Annotated in this window: 19 protein-coding genes; 18 read left to right on the forward strand and 1 reads right to left on the reverse strand. The window is 58.4% G+C overall.

Features of this window, described 5'->3' with window-relative positions; translation table 11 throughout:
* The 13 genes from VL197_03010 to VL197_03070 all read left to right on the forward strand — a co-directional run.
* A partial coding sequence (locus VL197_03010) for a PHP-associated domain-containing protein (GenBank protein HUJ16938.1) occupies window positions 1–182 on the forward strand: 182 nt, incomplete at its 5' end.
* Window positions 183–185: 3 nt separating this feature from the next.
* Window positions 186–716, forward strand: coding sequence for an ATP-binding protein (locus tag VL197_03015; GenBank protein HUJ16939.1), 531 nt, complete (start codon window positions 186–188; stop codon window positions 714–716).
* 90 nt (window positions 717–806) lie between these two features.
* Window positions 807–1,316 carry an NAD(P)H-dependent oxidoreductase subunit E gene (locus VL197_03020; protein HUJ16940.1) on the forward strand — a complete coding sequence of 170 codons (510 nt, stop codon included), beginning with the start codon at window positions 807–809 and terminating at the stop codon, window positions 1,314–1,316.
* Window positions 1,317–1,393: 77 nt separating this feature from the next.
* Window positions 1,394–1,771, forward strand: a complete 378-nt coding sequence (locus tag VL197_03025) for a (2Fe-2S) ferredoxin domain-containing protein (protein ID HUJ16941.1) — start codon at window positions 1,394–1,396, stop codon at window positions 1,769–1,771.
* Between the two features lie 88 nt (window positions 1,772–1,859).
* The gene (nuoF, locus tag VL197_03030) at window positions 1,860–3,623 is read left to right on the forward strand and encodes an NADH-quinone oxidoreductase subunit NuoF (GenBank protein ID HUJ16942.1); all 1,764 of its coding nucleotides are present in this window, start codon (window positions 1,860–1,862) and stop codon (window positions 3,621–3,623) included.
* An 83-nt stretch (window positions 3,624–3,706) separates the two neighbouring features.
* A complete protein-coding gene (locus VL197_03035; GenBank protein ID HUJ16943.1) occupies window positions 3,707–5,830 on the forward strand; it encodes a molybdopterin-dependent oxidoreductase in 2,124 nt (707 codons plus the stop codon).
* 18 nt (window positions 5,831–5,848) lie between these two features.
* Window positions 5,849–6,925 (forward strand): NADH-quinone oxidoreductase subunit NuoH, encoded by a 1,077-nt coding sequence (gene nuoH / locus VL197_03040; protein ID HUJ16944.1) that lies wholly within the window; start codon window positions 5,849–5,851, stop codon window positions 6,923–6,925.
* A gap of 81 nt (window positions 6,926–7,006) precedes the next feature.
* Window positions 7,007–7,501, forward strand: a complete 495-nt coding sequence (nuoI, locus tag VL197_03045) for an NADH-quinone oxidoreductase subunit NuoI (protein HUJ16945.1) — start codon at window positions 7,007–7,009, stop codon at window positions 7,499–7,501.
* On the forward strand, window positions 7,498–8,001 hold the full coding sequence (locus VL197_03050; GenBank protein ID HUJ16946.1) for an NADH-quinone oxidoreductase subunit J: 504 nt from the start codon (window positions 7,498–7,500) through the stop codon (window positions 7,999–8,001). Before nuoI ends, VL197_03050 begins: the two co-directional genes overlap by 4 nt.
* A gap of 98 nt (window positions 8,002–8,099) precedes the next feature.
* The gene (gene nuoK, locus VL197_03055) at window positions 8,100–8,402 is read left to right on the forward strand and encodes an NADH-quinone oxidoreductase subunit NuoK (protein ID HUJ16947.1); all 303 of its coding nucleotides are present in this window, start codon (window positions 8,100–8,102) and stop codon (window positions 8,400–8,402) included.
* Window positions 8,403–8,628: 226 nt separating this feature from the next.
* Window positions 8,629–10,557, forward strand: coding sequence for an NADH-quinone oxidoreductase subunit L (nuoL, locus tag VL197_03060; GenBank protein ID HUJ16948.1), 1,929 nt, complete (start codon window positions 8,629–8,631; stop codon window positions 10,555–10,557).
* Between the two features lie 82 nt (window positions 10,558–10,639).
* Complete coding sequence (locus VL197_03065; GenBank protein HUJ16949.1) at window positions 10,640–12,172, forward strand: NADH-quinone oxidoreductase subunit M; 1,533 nt, start codon at window positions 10,640–10,642, stop codon at window positions 12,170–12,172.
* Window positions 12,173–12,276: 104 nt separating this feature from the next.
* A complete protein-coding gene (locus VL197_03070; GenBank protein HUJ16950.1) occupies window positions 12,277–13,746 on the forward strand; it encodes an NADH-quinone oxidoreductase subunit N in 1,470 nt (489 codons plus the stop codon).
* A gap of 106 nt (window positions 13,747–13,852) precedes the next feature.
* Here the strand turns inward: VL197_03070 and VL197_03075 are convergent, their stop codons facing one another.
* A complete protein-coding gene (locus VL197_03075; protein ID HUJ16951.1) occupies window positions 13,853–14,041 on the reverse strand; it encodes a hypothetical protein in 189 nt (62 codons plus the stop codon).
* 194 nt (window positions 14,042–14,235) lie between these two features.
* On the opposite strand from VL197_03075, the gene VL197_03080 reads away from it, so the two are divergent.
* From VL197_03080 to VL197_03100, 5 genes are all read left to right on the forward strand, one after another.
* The gene (locus tag VL197_03080; protein ID HUJ16952.1) at window positions 14,236–14,472 is read left to right on the forward strand and encodes a hypothetical protein; all 237 of its coding nucleotides are present in this window, start codon (window positions 14,236–14,238) and stop codon (window positions 14,470–14,472) included.
* Window positions 14,473–14,532: 60 nt separating this feature from the next.
* Window positions 14,533–15,189 (forward strand): tetratricopeptide repeat protein, encoded by a 657-nt coding sequence (locus VL197_03085; GenBank protein ID HUJ16953.1) that lies wholly within the window; start codon window positions 14,533–14,535, stop codon window positions 15,187–15,189.
* 131 nt (window positions 15,190–15,320) lie between these two features.
* A complete protein-coding gene (locus tag VL197_03090; protein ID HUJ16954.1) occupies window positions 15,321–15,983 on the forward strand; it encodes a hypothetical protein in 663 nt (220 codons plus the stop codon).
* Window positions 15,980–17,425, forward strand: coding sequence for a hypothetical protein (locus VL197_03095; protein HUJ16955.1), 1,446 nt, complete (start codon window positions 15,980–15,982; stop codon window positions 17,423–17,425). The genes VL197_03090 and VL197_03095 overlap by 4 nt, the downstream gene beginning before the upstream one ends.
* 227 nt (window positions 17,426–17,652) lie before the next feature.
* On the forward strand, window positions 17,653–18,192 hold a 540-nt coding region (locus VL197_03100), incomplete at its 3' end, for a YwiC-like family protein (GenBank protein ID HUJ16956.1).

Raw genomic sequence — 18,192 nt, forward strand, 5'->3', positions numbered from 1 at the left:
CCCGGGAGGGAATTGAGAGGCGGTTCCCGGACTGCAGCAGGTTTCCGGTTATGAGCGGCTCCGACGCGCACCATCCCGATGACATCGGGAAGCGCTTCACCTGGCTGACCGTCGAGAGCGTCTTGATCGGGGAGATCAAGAAGGCGCTTCGGCGACAAGACGGCAGGATGGCGGAGTGCTGAGGCGTGGATGACCTTTCGCTTCACATCCTGGACATCGCCGAGAATTCGCTCCGTGCCGACGCAACGATCATCGAAATAGACATCGCCCGGGAGGGCGGCCTGCTCCGGATCGAGATCATCGACGACGGCCGGGGGATGGACGCAGAAACGCTTGCCCGTGTCCGGGACCCGTTCTTCACCACGAAGCACAAAAAGACCGGCCTGGGGATCCCGCTTCTGTCCCAGGCAGCGGAATTGACCGGCGGCAGTCTGGCGATGAAATCCGCGCCGGGGAGGGGAACACGGCTGGCCGCGAGCTTCGGCTGGGACCATGTCGACCGGCCCCGCATCGGGGATATGGCGGAAACAATCCTGACCCTGATAGCCGGCCACCCCGACCGGGACTATATATATGAAGAGCGGGACGCCGAGGGGAGCTTCCGGTTCGACACCCGCGAGATCAAACAGGACCTCGAGAAGGTCCCGATTTCCGATCCGGCGGTGCTGAACGCGATCCGGAACCTGCTCCGCGACAACATCCGGCTCAAAGAGTAACGTGCAAAACGTTTTGGGAAACAAGACCAGAGAACGCCGGTCCCGGGAAAACGGGATGGAGACTTTCCTGCCGACAAGAAGAGGGACACGATGAGTAATGAAGCTGTTGCACAGGACAACGCAGCCCCGGTTGACGAAATAACCGCGGAGAAGTACAAAAAAATCGATGCGATCATCGAGAAGTACAAGAGCAAGCCCGGATCACTCATCCCGGTGCTGCAGCAGGCTCAGGAGGTCTGCGGGTACCTGCCGCATGTGGTCCAGCGCTATATCGCGAAAGGCATGAAGATGTCGCCGAGCGTGGTCTTCGGCGTCGCCACCTTCTATTCCTTCTTCACCCTGGTTCCGCGCGGCAAACACGTGATCCGCGTCTGCCTCGGCACGGCCTGCTACGTCAAGCGGAGCGAAGAGATCATCGAGAAGCTCAAGGAAGAGCTGGACATCGAGGTGGGCGAAATCACCAGGGACAAGAAGTACTCCCTTGAAGCGGTCCGCTGCCTGGGCGCCTGCGGTCTCGCACCGGTCGTCGTGATCGGCCAGGACACCTACGGCGACGTGGCCGCCACCAAGGTGATGGAGATCGTGAAGAAGTACGATTAGGACGTGCGAAGCACCGCGGGACATCCGACGGTGAGAGCTTATGAACGCGGATTGAGCATCTCTCATGAGGTGGGCACATGGCAAAACTGACGATCGCTGATTTAAAGAAGATCAAGGAGCAGTACCACCAGGGACTGCGCGAGGGCGGGTTTCGGGTCAAGATCACGGTCCATATGGGCACGTGCGGAATCGCGGCGGGCGCCCGGGCAATCATGAACACCGTGATGGAGGAAATCGCGAAGTCCGATGCCAAGGACGTTGCGGTCACGACCTCCGGCTGCGCGGGGCTCTGCAGCCAGGAGCCCATGGCGACCATCGAGCTTGCCGGGGAACCGCCCGTGAAATACATCGCGCTCACCGAGGACAAGATGCGCAGGATCTACGCCGAGCATGTGAAGGGCGGCAAGCCGGTCCAGGAATTCGCCCTGGTGGCAGGGCACGAGACCACGTATTGAATAAATCCGGTTCAAGCGGTTTGAACAGATCAGGCCGTTTAACCTGGTGAATGGAGTTACCGTGGAGAAGACATACCGTTCGAACATAATGATCTGCGCAGGAACGGGCTGCGTGGCAAACGGATCGCTCAGGGTAAAGGACGCTCTCGAAACCGAGCTCATCAAGCGGAATCTGCAGGGCGAGGTCAAGATCGTTCTGACCGGGTGCAACGGGTTCTGCGCCAAGGGCCCCGTGATGGTGGTCTACCCCGAGGACATCTTCTACCAGCTCGTGAAGACCGAGGACGTGCCGCACCTGGTCGAGGAACATTTCATCAAGGGACGTCCGGTCCAGAAGTTCCTGTATACCCCGCCGGCGGACAAGAAGACGATCCCGGTCATGAACGAGATCCCGTTCTTCAAGCATCAGGTGCTGCGTGCGCTCCGGAACCGGAGCCTCATCGATGCGGAGAAGGTCGAGGAATACATCGCGCGCGACGGGTACATGGCTGCTGCCAAGGCGCTCCTGGAGATGACGCCCGAGCAGATCGTGAACGAGATGAAGAAGTCGGGTCTGCGCGGAAGGGGCGGCGCTGGCTTCCTGACCGGCCTCAAGTGGGAGCTCTGCGCGCGCGTTCAGGGCGATATCAAATACATCCTGTGCAACGGCGACGAGGGCGACCCGGGCGCTTTCATGGACCGGAGCGTCATGGAGGCTGATCCTCACTCGGTGCTCGAGGGCATGATCATTGCGGCAAAGGCGATCAACGCCCATTACGGATACATCTATGTGCGTGCCGAGTATCCGCTTGCCGTGCAGCGGCTCCAACTGGCGATCGAACAGGCCAAGGACAACGGGCTGCTGGGCAAGAACATTCTCGGAACGGGCTTTGACCTCGACATCGAGATCTACCAGGGCGCCGGTGCCTTTGTTTGCGGCGAGGAGACTGCGCTCATGGCCTCCATCGAAGGCAAACGTGGCATGCCGCGTGCCAAGCCGCCGTTCCCGGCGGTCAAAGGCCTCTGGCAGCGGCCTTCCGTCCTGAACAACGTCGAGACCTTTGCGAACGTCCCTCCGATCATCCTGAACGGCGCCGACTGGTTCTCGAGCCTCGGGACCGAAAAGAGCAAGGGCACGAAGGTGTTCGCATTGTCCGGCGCTCTGAACAACATCGGCCTCGTCGAAGTGCCCATGGGCACCCCGCTCAAGACCATCATCTTCGACATCGGCGGCGGAATCAAGAACAACCGGAAATTCAAGGCCGTGCAGATGGGCGGCCCCTCGGGCGGCTGCATTCCCCATACGCTCATCGATACTCCCGTGGATTTCGAGAACATCAACAAGACCGGCGCGATCATGGGCTCCGGCGGCATGGTGGTTATGGACGAGGCCACCTGCATGCCGGCAATGGCCAAGTTCTTCCTGGAGTTCACCGAGGACGAGTCCTGCGGCAAGTGCGTGCCCTGCCGGATCGGGAACAGGACGCTCCTGACGATCCTGCAGCGCATTACGAGCGGGGAGGGCCGCGAGGGCGACATTGAGCTCCTGCTCGCTCTGTCCCAGCAGATCAAGGACACGTCGCTCTGCGGTCTGGGCCAGACCTCGCCCAATCCGGTGCTGACGACCATCAAGTATTTCCGCGATGAGTACGAGGCGCATATCAGGGACCATACCTGCCCGGCCCGGGTCTGCACACCGCTCGTAAAGTTCGTCGTGAACCAGGACAAATGCAAGAAGTGCGGACAGTGCTTCCGGGCCTGCCCGACGGGTGCGCTCAAGTGGGAGAAGGGCCAGGTCGCTTATATCGACCCGGAAAAATGCACGAAGTGCAAGTCCTGCATCAAGGCATGCCGGTTCTGGTCCATTGATTAGACGGGACCAGGGAAGGCTCATGCCCTTGCGGCTCAGGGGTGATGTTTTGCTAAGAATCAGTAAAGGTAAAAGGTGACAAACCTATGCAGAAAATAACGGTCACGGTTGATGGAAACAAGGTCGAGGTCCCGAACGGATCGACCATCCTTGAAGCGGCAACGGCTGCAGGATCGCGAGTACCGGTCCTGTGCCACGACAACAAACTCCATCCCTACGGGGCGTGCCGCATCTGTCTCGTGGAGGTGGAGGGCACGCCGCGCAAGTTCACGCCGTCGTGCACCACGCCGGCTACGGACAACATGGTTGTCAAGACCACATCGCCCGCCCTCATCGAAGCGCGGCGCATGGTCCTCGAGCTGCTCCTGATCAAGCATCCCCTTGATTGTCCGGTCTGCGACAAGGCCGGTGAATGCCAGCTCCAGGACCTCGTGCACGAGTACGGGCTGGGGCCGAGCAGGTTCGACCCCGAAAAGGGGTATCTCCCGCCGGACTTCGAGAGCGCAATCGTTGAACGCAACATCAGCCGCTGCATTCTCTGCGGCAAGTGCGTCCGTATCTGTGAAGAGCAGAATGCCGTGGGCGAATGGGCCTTCACGCGCCGCGGGACACGGGCGCGCATCAGCACGGACTTTGACCGTCCGCTCGACTGCGAATTCTGCGGCGAGTGCGTCGAGATCTGCCCCGTCGGCGCTCTGACGACGCGCCAGTTCAAGTACAAGGCCCGCTCCTGGAACCTCGAAGCGGCCTCCTCGGTATGCAACTACTGCGGCTGCGGCTGCGCGATCAGCTATGAGGCCAGGGACGGCAGGACCATGCGCGTCGGACCGGCGAAGAACAACTACCTCTGCGTCAAGGGCCGGTTCGGCTGGGACGCCACGCACAGCGAAGAGCGTCTCACGACGCCCAAGATGCGTATCGGGGACAAACTCGTGGACTGCACCTGGGAAGAGGCACTGTCGGTGGTGGCCACGAACCTGAAGGTGATCAAGAACAAGAGGGGCGCGGACAGCATCGGAGGCCTTGGATCGGTCCGGACCACCAACGAGGACAGCTATGTCTTCCAGAAGTTCATGCGGGGCACAATCGGTACCGGCAACATCGATATGCTGGCCCGGCTGAAGGTGCCGAAGGGCCTTGATTCGGCCTTCTTCTCAGGCGACTTGAGCAAGATGGGAGACCATGAGGCCATTCTGGTGCTCGACAAGAATGTGGGCGAGCTCAATCCACTGACCGGCATCGAGATCGTCCGCGCCGTCAATAAGCGGGGTCGCAAGGTGATCCTGGTGAACGACGAGTTCAACAAGTTCAACAGGATCGCAACGGTCGTGATCGAGCAGAAGACGGAAGGGGCGATCGACAGCCTGCTGAAGGCGGTCTCCTCCCCGGCGGACGGGGCGGCTCTGAAGCAGGCGGCGGAACTCCTGAACGCCGCCAAGTCCGTAGCCATCATCGTTCCCGCGAAGCTCTCCGATGTCGCCTTCAGGCAGATCAAGGAACTCGGCGCACGGCTCAAGAACGTCACCTACTATCCGATCGTCAGGCGGAGCAACTTCCAGGGGGCCCTCGACATGGGAGTTCTCCCCGATTTCAAGCCCGGCTACCGCAAGGCGGAGAAGCCGGGGATGAACGCCGTCGACATGCTCGCCGGCATCGCGTCAGGCAAGATCTCCGCACTGTACATCATGGGAGACGATCCGGTCGGCAGCGATCCGAAGCTCCGGGGGGTTCTGTCGAAGCTGGAATTTCTCGTCGTGCAGGACATCTTCATGAGCGAAACGGCAAGGATCGCCAGTGTCGTGCTTCCCGCGGCAAGCAGCGCCGAGAAGAGCGGCACCTTCACAAACCTCGAGCGCAGGCTCCAGCAGCTCAACCGGGCGGAGGAGCCGGTGGGAGAGTCACGGCCGGACTGGGAGATCATCGGGGAGGTCGCGAAGAAGATGGGCGAGTCCCTCGAGTATGCTTCGGCACGGGATATCCTGAAGGAGATCCGGGCCCAGGTTCCGTTCTATGCGGATCTGGCAATCGGCTCATGCTGGCCGGCCGAGAAATCGCCGCTGGCCGGGACGGACACGGATCTTTCCCTTTCGTCCGATTCGATCATGCAGCAGGACGTACTGACCGCGGAGCGGCTGCTGTTCTCGTCCGGCATGTCCATCACCCGCTCGAAGGAAATAGGGACGATACGGCACATCAAGATCGAAGTATAGGAGCAGACTATGCCCGATATGCATCTGATACTGAACCTCGTCTATACCATCGTCATCCCCGTCGCGGTAATGCTGGCCTTCATCCTGGCCAACGCCATGTACCTTCAATTGATGGAGCGCAAGGTCCTGGCGCACATGCAGGGCCGCCTGGGCCCGATGCGCACGGGCTGGCACGGGATTCTGCAGCCCGTGGCCGATGCCGTGAAGTTCATCATGAAAGAGGACATTATCCCGGCGAGGGCCGACGCGTGGATCTTCAGCATCGCTCCCATCATCATGCTCTGCACGGCGTTCGGCGCCTTCGTAGCCATTCCGTTCGGGCCGAGCACGGATTTCTTCGGTGTGCTGTCGCACAAGGTACCGCTCTGGGTGTCGAACCTGAATATCGGCGTCCTGTACGTCCTCGCGCTCTCGAGCGTCGGCACGTACGGCGTGATCATGGGGGGCTGGGCCTCGAACAATAAATATTCGCTCATGGGCGGCTTCCGGTCCGCCGCCCAGATGATCAGCTACGAGATCCCCATGTCCTTCGCCATCGTGGTTGTGGCGCTCATGGCGGGTTCGTTGAACCTGTCGGACATTGTGAACGCCCAGCAGCAGCGGTGGTTCGTCGCGGCGCTGCCCGTCGGCCCGGTCGTCTTCTTTCTTTATATGGTTTCGGCGATCGCCGAAACGAACCGCGTACCCTTCGATCTGCCCGAGGCGGAAAGCGAGCTGGTCGCCGGATATTTTACGGAATACAGCGGCATTCGCTTCGGCATGTTCTACATGGCGGAGTATATCAACATGATGGTCGTGTCGCTGCTGGCGAGCATCATGTTCCTCGGCGGCTGGCAGCCGGTCCAGATCTTCCCGCACTGGCTTGGCGATATCACGTCGATCCGGTGGTTCAACAGTGTGCTGCGGGTGATCCCGCCAACGCTCTGGCTCCTGGCCAAGCTGTATTTCTTCATATTTTTTTATATGTGGATCAGGGCCACGCTTCCCCGGTACCGGTACGACCATCTGATGGCGATTTCGTGGAAGTTTCTGCTGCCCCTTTCGCTCGGCACGCTGCTCGTAGCAGCGTTTATGAAACAGGCGGGATGGCTGTAGCATAGCTATGAGCCCGGAAGGGACGAACGTTCCCCCGTGCTCCTCACGCCTTACCCCTGACGGATTTAAGGAGTTTCGACGATGAGTAAAGTGAAGAAGATTCTCAGAACGATCTTCCTGATCGAGATTGCCGAAGGCATGTGGCTGACGCTCCATACCATGCTCACCCGTCAGAAAAACATGAAACAATATGCGATGACCCGCCAGTACCCGACGTTCAAGCGCAAGGCGATCCCCGGTTCCCGGGGGCTTCACGCCATGAGGCGGGACGATACGGGTGAGAAGGAGCGATGCATCGGCTGCGGATTGTGCGAGGCCGTCTGCCCGTCGCAGTGCATCAAGGTCGTGACCTCGGAGGGCCATGAGCACGAAAAACTCGTCAACTCCTATGAACTTGACCTGCTCCGGTGCGTGTTCTGCGGCTTCTGCATCGATGCGTGTCCGGTCTCCGCGATCCTGATGACTCCCGAATTCGAACTCGCCTGCTACCAGCGAAAGGACGCCTTCTATACGAAGGATCGCCTGGTCGAGGTGGGCGACCGGTACCTGGGGGGGAAGGCGGTTAAAAAACCATGATAAACAAGTTGATCTTCCTGTATTTCGCGGCGGTCATCGTCGTATCCGCGGTCCTCATGATCAGCCGGAGGAACCCCATTCACAGCGTGATGTTCATGCTGCTCCTGTTCTTCCATATTGCCGGGCTGTTCGTGCTTTTAAACGCGGAGTTCCTGGCCGCGGTGCAGCTCATCGTCTACGCGGGCGCCATCCTGATCCTCTATCTTTTTGTCGTGATGCTGCTGAATGTGGACCAGGAGCAACAGACGGTCCGGGCGAACAAGTTCTGGCCCTGGGTCGCCGCATTTGGCCTGCTGATCGCGGGCGAGATCGTTCTCCTGGTTTCGCGAGGCTCCTTCCCCCGGACGGCGGAACAGACCATGCGGACCGGCGTCGGGATCAAGGAACTGGGCCAGGTTCTGTACAGCAGGTACCTGATCCCGTTCGAGATCGCATCCGTCATCCTGCTCGTGGGGCTCGTCGGTGCGGTGATGCTGGCGAAAAAAACAGACAAAAGCTGAGAGACGACAGCGCAACAATCGCTGTCCGCGGTCCGTTGTTTTGATCCGGCTGTCTTCCGGGCGTCTGGCATCGGTATCTTATTTTTCACGGAGGAAACATGATCCCCCTGTCCTGGTATGTGATGCTGAGCGCGGCACTGTTCACCATCGGCGTGGTCGGAGTTCTCTCGCGCCGGAACGTATTCATCATCCTCATGTCCATCGAGCTGATGCTGAACGCCGCGAATATCAACCTGGTCGCCTTTTCGCACTATCTGCAGTCGCTCACGGGCCAGATCTTCGTGATCTTCGTGATCACGGTGGCCGCTGCCGAAGCCGCCGTCGCACTGGCGATCATCATCCTGCTCGCCAGGAACCGCGGCAGCGTGTATGCGGACGAGTTCAACATCCTGAAAGGCTGAGGGGGGAACCCCGGATCAGCGGCGGCCCCTGCCGGATAAGCACAGATTTCCGGGCACATTTTTTTCAACAAGGCGGGAATATTTCTCGCAGAGGCGGAGAGCCCGCAGAGAGAATCGCCGTAAAAGACATTTGAGATTCGGTTCTAACTCTGCGCCCTCCGCGTGCTCCACGAGAGACGCCTGTGAACGTACTCGTTAATCCGGACGAAACCGCAACGAGGTGATTATGCTCAAATACGCATTGATTCCGCTGCTGCCGTTCACCGGCTTCCTGATCGCAGGACTGTTCGGTAAATACCTGAAGGAGAGGGCCGCCTACTTCCCGATCGCGGGCGTGGTCGCGGCATTCCTCCTCTCCGTGAGTGCGTTCCTGGACGTGCTCGGCGGGACGATCATCAACGAGAACCTGTACTCCTGGATCTCCCTCGGGTCGCTCCAGGTGAACGTCGGGCTCCAGGTCGATCAGCTGACGGCGGTCATGCTCATGGTCGTGACCACGCTCAGCTCGCTCATCCATATCTACTCTGTCGGCTATATGCACGGCGACAAGGGCTATCCCCGGTTCTTCGCGTATCTCGCGCTCTTCACGTTCTTCATGCTCGTGCTGGTCATGGCCAACAACTTCCTGCTCATGTTCGTCGGCTGGGAAGGCGTGGGCCTCTGTTCCTATCTCCTGATCGGTTTCTGGTACGAGAAGAAGTCCGCCTCGGACGCGGGCGTGAAGGCCTTCGTCGTGAACCGCGTCGGTGATTTCGGCTTCGTGCTCGGCATGCTGCTCATTTTCGTCACTTTCGGGTCCCTGCAGTTCACGGAAGTGTTCAAGGCGGTCACGACTCCCGCGGCGAACGTAACCTACTCGCTCTTTGGCGGCGAGATCAGCGTGATCACGCTCATCGCGCTGCTCCTGTTCCTGGGTGCAACCGGCAAATCGGCCCAGCTGCCGCTCTATGTCTGGCTGCCGGACGCCATGGAAGGTCCGACCCCGGTCAGCGCCTTGATCCATGCTGCAACGATGGTGACGGCCGGCGTGTTCATGGTTGCCCGGTGCGCGCCGATCTTCTCGCTCTCGGAAGCCGCAATGAACACCGTCGCGATCGTCGGCGGCCTCACCGCAGTCTTTGCCGCGACCATCGGCCTGGTGCAGAACGACATCAAGCGCGTGATCGCCTATTCAACGATCAGCCAGCTCGGCTACATGTTCCTCGGTCTCGGCGTCGGCGCTTTCTCGGCCGGAATCTTCCATCTGACCACGCACGCTTTCTTCAAGGGCCTGTTGTTCCTTGCCTCGGGCAGCGTCATCCATGCGCTCTCGGGCGAGCAGGACATGCGTAAAATGGGAGCGCTCAAGTCCAAGATCAAGATAACCCACGCCGTATTCTTCATCGGTTCCCTGGCGCTGGCCGGCATCTTTCCCTTTGCCGGGTTCTTCAGCAAGGACGAGATCCTCTGGAGCGCCTATAACGCGTCTGAGCTCGGTCGGTTCCTCTGGATCCTCGGAGTGGCCGGCGCGTTCATGACCGCCTTCTACTCGTTCCGCCTGATCTATCTGACCTTCTGGGGCCGGTCCCGCATGGACCATGACGTGGAGCACCATGTGCATGAATCTCCCCGCGTGATGACCGTACCGCTCATGATCCTGGCCTTTTTCTCCATTACCATCGGCCTCGTCGGCATTCCCGGAGCCATCATCCCGCACGCGAACTGGTTCGCAGAGTTTCTGGCGCCAGTCTTTCCGCACGCGGAGCATGCTGAGGCCGGAAGCCATGGACTGGAACTGGGCCTCATGATCTTCTCCGTGCTCGTGGCGCTGTCAGGCATCAGGATGGCCTACTCGTTCTACGTCAGGAACACGGCCATCCCGGACCGGATCGCGGAAAAGTTCAAGGGCACCTACACCCTGCTGCTGAACAAGTACAAGGTGGATGAGGTCTACAATGCCATCTTTGTCGACGGCCTCGTACACAAGCTCGCGAAGTTCCTGCACAGCTTCGGCGACGTGAAGATCATCGACGGGTTCATCAACGGGCTCGCTGCTGCCATTGGCAGAACCAGCGAGCGCGGCAGGAAACTCCAGACGGGCTTTGTGCAGCAGTACGCCTTCACCATGGGCCTGGGGCTGGTCGTGCTCGTCGGGCTCTACTATGTATTGAAATAAACAGTTCACCGTTCACGGGAGACGGCTCAGGTGAAAACGCTGAGCTCCCAAGACTGAACCCGGACCCCAGAGGAGTAAATCCATGCTCGATATTGTTTCCACGCACCTCCTGACCTTGATGATCTTCCTGCCCGTAGCGGGAGCGTTCATCCTGCTGTTCATCAGGAACGCCGATGCCGCCCGCAGGATCGCCGTCGTCTTTGCCCTCGCGGAGCTGGTGCTCTGTATCCCGCTGCTGGCCAACTTCAACACGGGGTCGGCGACGATGCAGTTCGCGGAGAGCCAGGAGTGGATCGGCACCTGGAATATCTATTACAAGCTCGGCGTGGACGGCATCAGTGTCCTGTTCGTGGCGCTGACGGCCCTGCTCACGGTGATATCGATCATGGTTTCCTGGACCGCCATCCAGGACCGCGTCCGCGAGTTCATGGTCGCCATGCTGGTCCTCGAGGCAGCCATGATCGGGGTCTTCGCCGCGATGGACCTCTTCCTGTTTTATATCTTCTGGGAGGCCATGCTGATCCCAATGTATCTCCTGATCGGCGTCTGGGGCGGCCCGAACCGGCTGTACGCGGCGATCAAGTTCTTCCTCTATACCCTGGTCGGCAGCGTGCTCATGCTGATCGCGATCATCGCGGTCTATTTCGCCGCCGGCAATACCTTCGACGTGCTCGCCATCATGAACCACAAGTTCAGCTACACCTTCCAGATGGTGGCGTTCGCGGCCTTCTTCGCGGCCTTCGCGGTCAAGGTTCCCATGTTCCCGGTCCATACCTGGCTGCCTGACGCGCACGTGGAAGCGCCCACGGCCGGCAGCATCATCCTTGCCGGGGTCCTGATCAAGATGGGCGCCTACGGTTTCCTCAGGTTCTCGCTGCCGTTCTTCCCGGATGCGGCCATCTCCTGGACGCCGGCCATCATGGTCCTGTCCGTGATCGGCATCATCTACGGGGCGTACATGGCCTTTGCCCAGACGGACTTCAAAAAACTGATCGCCTACTCGAGCGTCAGCCACATGGGCTTCGTCACCCTCGGCATCTTCGCGTTGAACATCCAGGGGTTGGAAGGCGGGATCCTGCAGATGCTGAACCACGGCGTCTCGACCGGAGCGCTCTTCCTTGCCGTGGGAGTGATCTACGAGCGGACCCATACACGGTTGATCGCCGATTACGGCGGGATCGCCGCACGGGTGCCGGTCTATGCCACGTTCCTCCTGATCGTCACGCTGTCTTCCATCGGGCTGCCGGGGACGAACGGGTTCATCGGGGAATTCACCATCCTGCTGGGAGCGTTCCTGCATTACAAGCCCTATGCGGTGATCGCATCCCTGGGGATCATTCTGGGCGCGGGATACATGCTCTGGCTCTACCAGCGGGTCGCATTCGGCAAGATCACGAATCCGCACAACGAGCATCTCGCCGACATGAACAGGAGAGAGGTAGCGGCTGCCCTGCCGCTCGTGGTGCTGGTGTTCGCCATCGGACTGTACCCCAACATGGCCTTCAACGTCATGCACGCTTCGGTATCCAACCTGATCCAGCACGTGAATGCCAAGGTCCAGACGGCGCCTGCAGCAGCCCCGACGGTGAGCGAAGCCGTACCGTCGGCGCAATAAAAAGTGAACAGTAAAGAGGAAAGAGTGCAGAATGAACCAGGGAATGTATAAGTTCTCAACATTCATTCTTCATTTTGCAATTTAACGATTCTCAAGGAGTCATCATGCCCAGCACGTTCCAGGAATTTCTGCAATCCATCATACCCATCTACCCCGAGATCATCGTTCTCACGGTGGCACTCATGGTCCTGGTCCTCGACTTCTTCATCGATAAGGCCAGCAAGGAATTTCTCGGCTGGCTGAGCCTGGCAGGCATCGGGATCGCCGCCGCGGCAACCTATAAGCTCATGGTTGTGAATTCAGGCGTCCTGACGGCCAGCTTTTTCGGGGGCACGTTCCTGCTCGATCCGTTCTCCACCTTTTTCAAGTTCGTGTTCTATATGGCATGCGGCCTTGGCATCCTCGTTTCGATCAGCTATCTGAAGATCGAGGACATCCGCCGCGGTGAATACTATGCCCTGATGCTGTTCGCCACGACCGGGATGATGCTCATGGCATCGGCCGGCGACCTCATTACGCTCTACCTCGGCCTCGAACTCATGGCCCTCTCGATCTACATTCTCGCCGGATTCATGCGGGGCGACAACCGGTCCAATGAAGCTGCCATCAAGTATCTCGTCCTCGGCGCTTTCTCGTCGGGGATCATGTTGTACGGCATGTCATTGCTCTACGGGCTTGCGGGGACGACGAACCTCACCGGCATCCTTGCGTTCCTGCGCACGGCCGATCAGGCCAACCCGATCCTTTACCTGGCCATGATCATGCTGGTCGTGAGCTTCGGGTTCAAGGTAGCCGCCGTTCCGTTCCATATGTGGGTGCCCGACGTTTACGAGGGGGCGCCGACTTCGGTCACGGCCTTCATGTCCGCCGGCCCCAAGGTCGCGGGCTTTGCCGTTCTGCTCAGGGTCTTTCTCTATTCGCTCGCCCCGCTGCACGAGCATTCCACGGCAATCCTGTCGGGAATCGCCGTGCTCACCATGGCCGTCGGAAACATCATGGCCCTCACCCAGACCAACATCAAGCGCATGCTGGCCTATTCCTCCATCGCCCACGCCGGGTACGCGCTGGTCGGTCTTGCCGCCGGGGGGCCCGAGGGCGCGGCAAGCGTTATGCTCTACGTCTGTATTTACGCGGTCATGAACATGGGCGCCTTCGGCGTGGTGATCATGCTCCGGAAGGCGGGAGAGCGGGGAGAGGAGATCGCGGATTTTGCCGGCCTGGGCAAGACCAACCGTACTGCCGCATTCCTCATGCTCATTTTCATGTTCTCGCTCACGGGCATCCCGCCCCTGGCCGGCTTCATGGGCAAGTTCTACATCTTCAAATCAGCGGTCCAGGCCGGGCTTGTCTGGTTGGCAGTCGCCGGCGTCATCTTCTCGGCCATCAGCGCCTATTTCTATCTCAGGGTCATCATGGTCATGTACATGAGCGAGCCGAAGGGCGTCGTCCAACTGACCACCTCGCCTTCCCTGGCCCTCGCACTCGCGGTCTCGGCCACCGCGGTGATCTTCATCGGTGTGTACCCGGCTGGCTTGCTCAATTTTGCGCGCGCTTCGATCGCGGGTCTCCTGTGAGCGCGCTCTCCATGCACAGGGTTGTCAACAGGCGGTGAAGATGCCGGCCCGACTCTCGTCATAACTCGCGCCACCGGAAAAGGCCAGGCACGTCGTCTGGCTTCTTTCATTTATCCTCGAGCTCGGAATACCGGTAGCTTCCCTTGTCCCCGTATACCCCATGGTACAGGTTCGACACGTGCGAACGGATATGCCTTTTTGAGGGATGTTCACTCAACACTCCTTTCTGGCCGAGCACTACGGGCTGCCTGTTGATATCGGCACCGTGACCAGCCTTGCCTTCGGCTTGCGGCACGACTGCAGCCGCCTTTGTCTGTTACGCGCTCTTTGGCGGATTGATCATTCAGCCCATTGCCGGCATTCCGATCCAGTTGTTCAGATCAGCCTGCGCGGTGACGGCAGCAGTTGCGACTTTTTCCGTGCTCGATATCTATAAGTATGTGAAGAGCAAAAGTGATCTATGACCTTCGGACAGGAGGGCTGTGACGCATGGTTACGAAGACGGCGCGACCGGCTGAACTGAAACAGGTCGTCCAAGATGTTCTTGACACCACCGCGAGCGATATGCTCCTCAACCGGGTGTATGCCATCCTGGACGAGGAACACAAGGATGCCGCTTCGTTGAAACAAGCCTGCATCAAAATTGAGAGGATGGTGGGTCTGTTCGTTGGCGAAGACAAGGCACAGGCACTGGCGAAGCAGTTCAGGGAGGCCTTGAGGGACTGAGATAGGACGGAGGACGACCAGAGACGCTGTCTCTGTGGTGGGATAACACAAGGAGATCATATGAGAAAGGGATCCATTATATTCGTGGTATTGCTGGCCATCGTCATAATTGGGGGATCCGTCCGGGCGGACACGGACCGGTGTGCTGATGCCGTGAAAGAGGGCAAGTTCCGCGATGCCATCGTGATTTGCACGAAGCAGATCGAGGGCGGCGCCGGCGGGAAGAATAGCACCGTCTATCGCAACCGGGGCATCGCTTATATCGAGACAGGTCAGTCCGACCTCGCTATCGCTGACTTCAGCAAGGCCCTTGGGCTCAATCCCAATGAGGAAGAGACGTATAACGATCGGGGAGCTGCCTATCTGGGGAAGGGCTGGACCGAATCCGCTATTGGAGATTTCAGCAGGGCCATCCGGCTCAATCCGAAGAACGCCGAACCCTACCGGAACCGCGGCGCTGCCCTCATGGCCGACCGCAGGTTCGATGCCGCGAGGGATGATTTCCAGAAGGCTGTGGAACTCGATCCTGCCGACAGCAGGGGATACTACAACATGGCCTGCCTCTATTCCCTGCAAAAGAACGACAGGGCGTCCTGTTCCTGGCTGCAGAAGGCCATCGATCACGGCTACAGCAACTGGGGGCACCTGAAGCAGGACCCGGACCTGGAAAATGTGCGAAACGAGGAGTGCTACCGTGCTATCGTGAAGGAAAAATGAGATGGCAGGCCGCGTAAGACCGCGCGGGCATGCATTGTTTCTTTTACAAAGGAGTTCTTCCTCTGGTAATCTGTTCCTGCGGTATTTTCCATGACGTCTCTTCTGAAACCATTCTGCGAACGCTCAGCAACGTGCCGATTCAGGCATTCGGCATGTCAGATAGGCAATCCATGATGCAACATTGGTATTCGTTGTGGCAGAATTTCTGGAAATTCACGGAAGTAGAGAATCACTACATCAATTGGATAGACGCTCCACGCGTTGGAGATATCAATTTCACGATACCGCTCTATTTGTTCCTTCTCGTCTTGTTTATCGTGCTGCTTGTCAGAACCAGAACGATGAACCGTTATTCCCTCATCAGGGCATTTACCTTCTCCTGTATTGCAGCAGGGGTTTTGTTCGCCGTGCGCATGGACTATACATGGTGCATGAACTGGCGGCTGGATCAGGCCTATTTATATCCCAAAAGCATACCCGAAAGACAAGCCCTTCTCTTACCCGAGCCCTGGCCCCATGTCATTGCTGCGGGCATCAAGGAGATAATCCCCCCCGGCAGGAGCGTGAAAATATATTCCAACAACCGTTTCTTCAGCCTGGCGCTGAAATATTACCTGCTGCCGGTCGAGGTTTCGGAAAAGGGTTCCTATATCGTCGTTTACGACAATGCCGTTTTGTTCGATCCCGCTCGAAACACCTTGAGAAAGGAAAACCAGGTCATCGCAACAAATGCCGCCCTCATCTATAAATTTGATGAGGTTTTCATTTATCAGGAACGGGAGCCTGACAAATGATGATTGCCATGCTCGTATACGCCTTTCTGCTGCCGACGGCTGTCGGATTTCTCTTTGTCGCCTATTTCTCGTATCCCGATGATAGACAGGCCGCTCTCGAGCGGACCCTGCTCGGTTTCGGCATCGGAATGGGCATGCTTACCTTTGAGATGTTCATCATAGGAATGCTCGGGATCGAATTCACGGTATACGGAATTTCGGCAGTGCAGGGAGCGACCGCCGTTGTATTATGGTATCTTCTCTCCCGACGCAAGGTGTCCATCACGCAGGTCCTCTGCTTGACGCCATACAGGAGGGAAGAGAAACGCGTCCGGCGAATGTCCGCGTTGCAGCTCATGGGAATCGTCCTGCTCTCGGTCTGGGTCGCGTCAAAGCTCATCTATGTTCTGCTCGAAGGATCAGGCTGTCCGGTTTTTACCTGGGACAGCCTGGAAAACTGGAGCTCCGGTGCGAAGTTTTTTTTCTACAGCAAGGGATTGGCGCTTGGGCCCTCTCAGGAACATTATTTCGGCAGGGGGTACCGGACCTTCCTGGATTACCCCCTCCACATTCCCTTGATGCAGACATGGATTGCACTCTGCCTGGGGACGTTTCATGAAGTGTATGTGAAGATCTATAATGTATTCTATTTTTGGTGCATCATCGGGCTGACGTTCTCTGCGGTAAAGCGCGAAACTTCGGCAATGACGGCCCTTGCCACCGCGTTTTTTGTTTCAACGGTCCCTCTTCTTACCTATCATGCCAGTGAAGGATACGCGGACCTCCCCTTGAGCTATTATGCGCTCTGCGCGATCATACATTTCCGGCGATACCTGGGAGCGAACGAAAGCCGTAACAGTGCCGGGAAGGGGTCCCTTTGGGTCATGGGAACGGCTGTGGCACTCGGCTCGTGGACAAAGGGAGAAGGCATCCTGTTCACGGCGGCTTTCACGCTTGCTCTCTTCTTCTACCTGCTCAGAAGCAAAATGCTGAAGAACGCCCGAAAAGACTTGTTCTCTTATTGCATCCCGATACTCACCGTAGCGATTCCGTGGCATCTGTTTGTCGTTTTTAACGGCGTCGGTTCCGGGAGGGGATATGAAAATTTTCTGGCGAAAGGTTTGCATTTCGAAGTTCTCCCGGTAATTCTGAGGCAGGTCGTTCTGGGTGCAAACTTCAATATCATATTTGTGTTCTTTTTCGCTCTCCTGCTGTTCGCCGGGCGGCCCCTGTTCCATACGGAATTGAAATATCTCCTTTTCCCTGCGATTGGCGTCATGATGCTGTTCCTCTTTGTCTATCTGACCACGGACAATTATTTATATGTCGTCAATTTATCGGCGATTAACCGGAATATTATGACTTTTATTCCCATGCTGTACTATGTTTCCGCAGTACTGGCAGTACGTTTGCTGAGTCATGACCGGCAGCGGCACCTCGTGGGGTCCTATCACGGTCGTTAGCCGGGACCCGGGAAGGATCGTTGCCCGAACATACCGCCTGTATTATCCGGAAGGAGTTCTTTCTCGACAAGCCGGCCCTGCGAGCCTTACCCCGTAAACGACGAATCGTACGTCAGCCGGATGGATCATGGTGAAAGCTGCGATGCGGCTGCCTTGCTTTTCCTTCGCTGGTATCGATATGATGTATCGCATACCGTCTCCTTCCCGTCCCGTGATATACTTTTCCCATGAGAGGCGAAGCCAGAGGTTATTTCCTGAAAGAATACGGCTCTTGGAGCGTTCTGATCGTCTCGTATATCACCGGCTTGAGTGTCAGCCGGGGCTTTACGTGGCTGGCCCTGCCGCTTTTCCTCGCCCTCGGCCTTCTGATCAACTCCAAGCAGGCTTTCACGAAATGGCTCAGGAAAAAGGGGGATGCCCGGTCCGGCATCATCTTCGTCAGCCAGATCGTGATCGCCGCGGTCATCCTGATCGCGGTATTCGGCAACGATATCCCGCGGCTGCTCTTTCTGCTCGTGTTCCCGGCGGCATATCTGCTGATGAACAGGTTCGCGGGCGAGCATTTCGTCCTCACGGAGATGCTTGGGTTCTCCCTGATCAGCCTTGCGGCAGTGCTCGCCAAGTTTGTGGTCACGGGCGGCGTCGATGTCCGCCTCTTCGTTGCCGTGGCCCTCTATTTCACCGCCGGCGTGTTCAAGATCAAGTCTCTTCTGCTCAGGAAGACGCGGGACCGGGTCTTTACGGTCCTGTACGCAGCCTTTGCGGTC

Source organism: Nitrospirota bacterium, from assembly GCA_035516965.1.
Classification (GTDB): Bacteria; Nitrospirota; UBA9217; order UBA9217; family UBA9217; genus MHEA01.

Coding starts and splice junctions, on each gene's coding strand:
- VL197_03020 (HUJ16940.1), top strand. CDS start 807: ATGAGTAATGAAGCTGTTGCACAGGACAACGCAGCCCCGGTTGACGAA.
- VL197_03025 (HUJ16941.1), top strand. CDS start 1,394: ATGGCAAAACTGACGATCGCTGATTTAAAGAAGATCAAGGAGCAGTAC.
- nuoF (HUJ16942.1), top strand. CDS start 1,860: ATGATCTGCGCAGGAACGGGCTGCGTGGCAAACGGATCGCTCAGGGTA.
- VL197_03035 (HUJ16943.1), top strand. CDS start 3,707: ATGCAGAAAATAACGGTCACGGTTGATGGAAACAAGGTCGAGGTCCCG.
- nuoH (HUJ16944.1), top strand. CDS start 5,849: ATGCATCTGATACTGAACCTCGTCTATACCATCGTCATCCCCGTCGCG.
- nuoI (HUJ16945.1), top strand. CDS start 7,007: ATGAGTAAAGTGAAGAAGATTCTCAGAACGATCTTCCTGATCGAGATT.
- VL197_03050 (HUJ16946.1), top strand. CDS start 7,498: ATGATAAACAAGTTGATCTTCCTGTATTTCGCGGCGGTCATCGTCGTA.
- nuoK (HUJ16947.1), top strand. CDS start 8,100: ATGATCCCCCTGTCCTGGTATGTGATGCTGAGCGCGGCACTGTTCACC.
- nuoL (HUJ16948.1), top strand. CDS start 8,629: ATGCTCAAATACGCATTGATTCCGCTGCTGCCGTTCACCGGCTTCCTG.
- VL197_03065 (HUJ16949.1), top strand. CDS start 10,640: ATGCTCGATATTGTTTCCACGCACCTCCTGACCTTGATGATCTTCCTG.
- VL197_03070 (HUJ16950.1), top strand. CDS start 12,277: ATGCCCAGCACGTTCCAGGAATTTCTGCAATCCATCATACCCATCTAC.
- VL197_03080 (HUJ16952.1), top strand. CDS start 14,236: ATGGTTACGAAGACGGCGCGACCGGCTGAACTGAAACAGGTCGTCCAA.
- VL197_03085 (HUJ16953.1), top strand. CDS start 14,533: ATGAGAAAGGGATCCATTATATTCGTGGTATTGCTGGCCATCGTCATA.
- VL197_03095 (HUJ16955.1), top strand. CDS start 15,980: ATGATGATTGCCATGCTCGTATACGCCTTTCTGCTGCCGACGGCTGTC.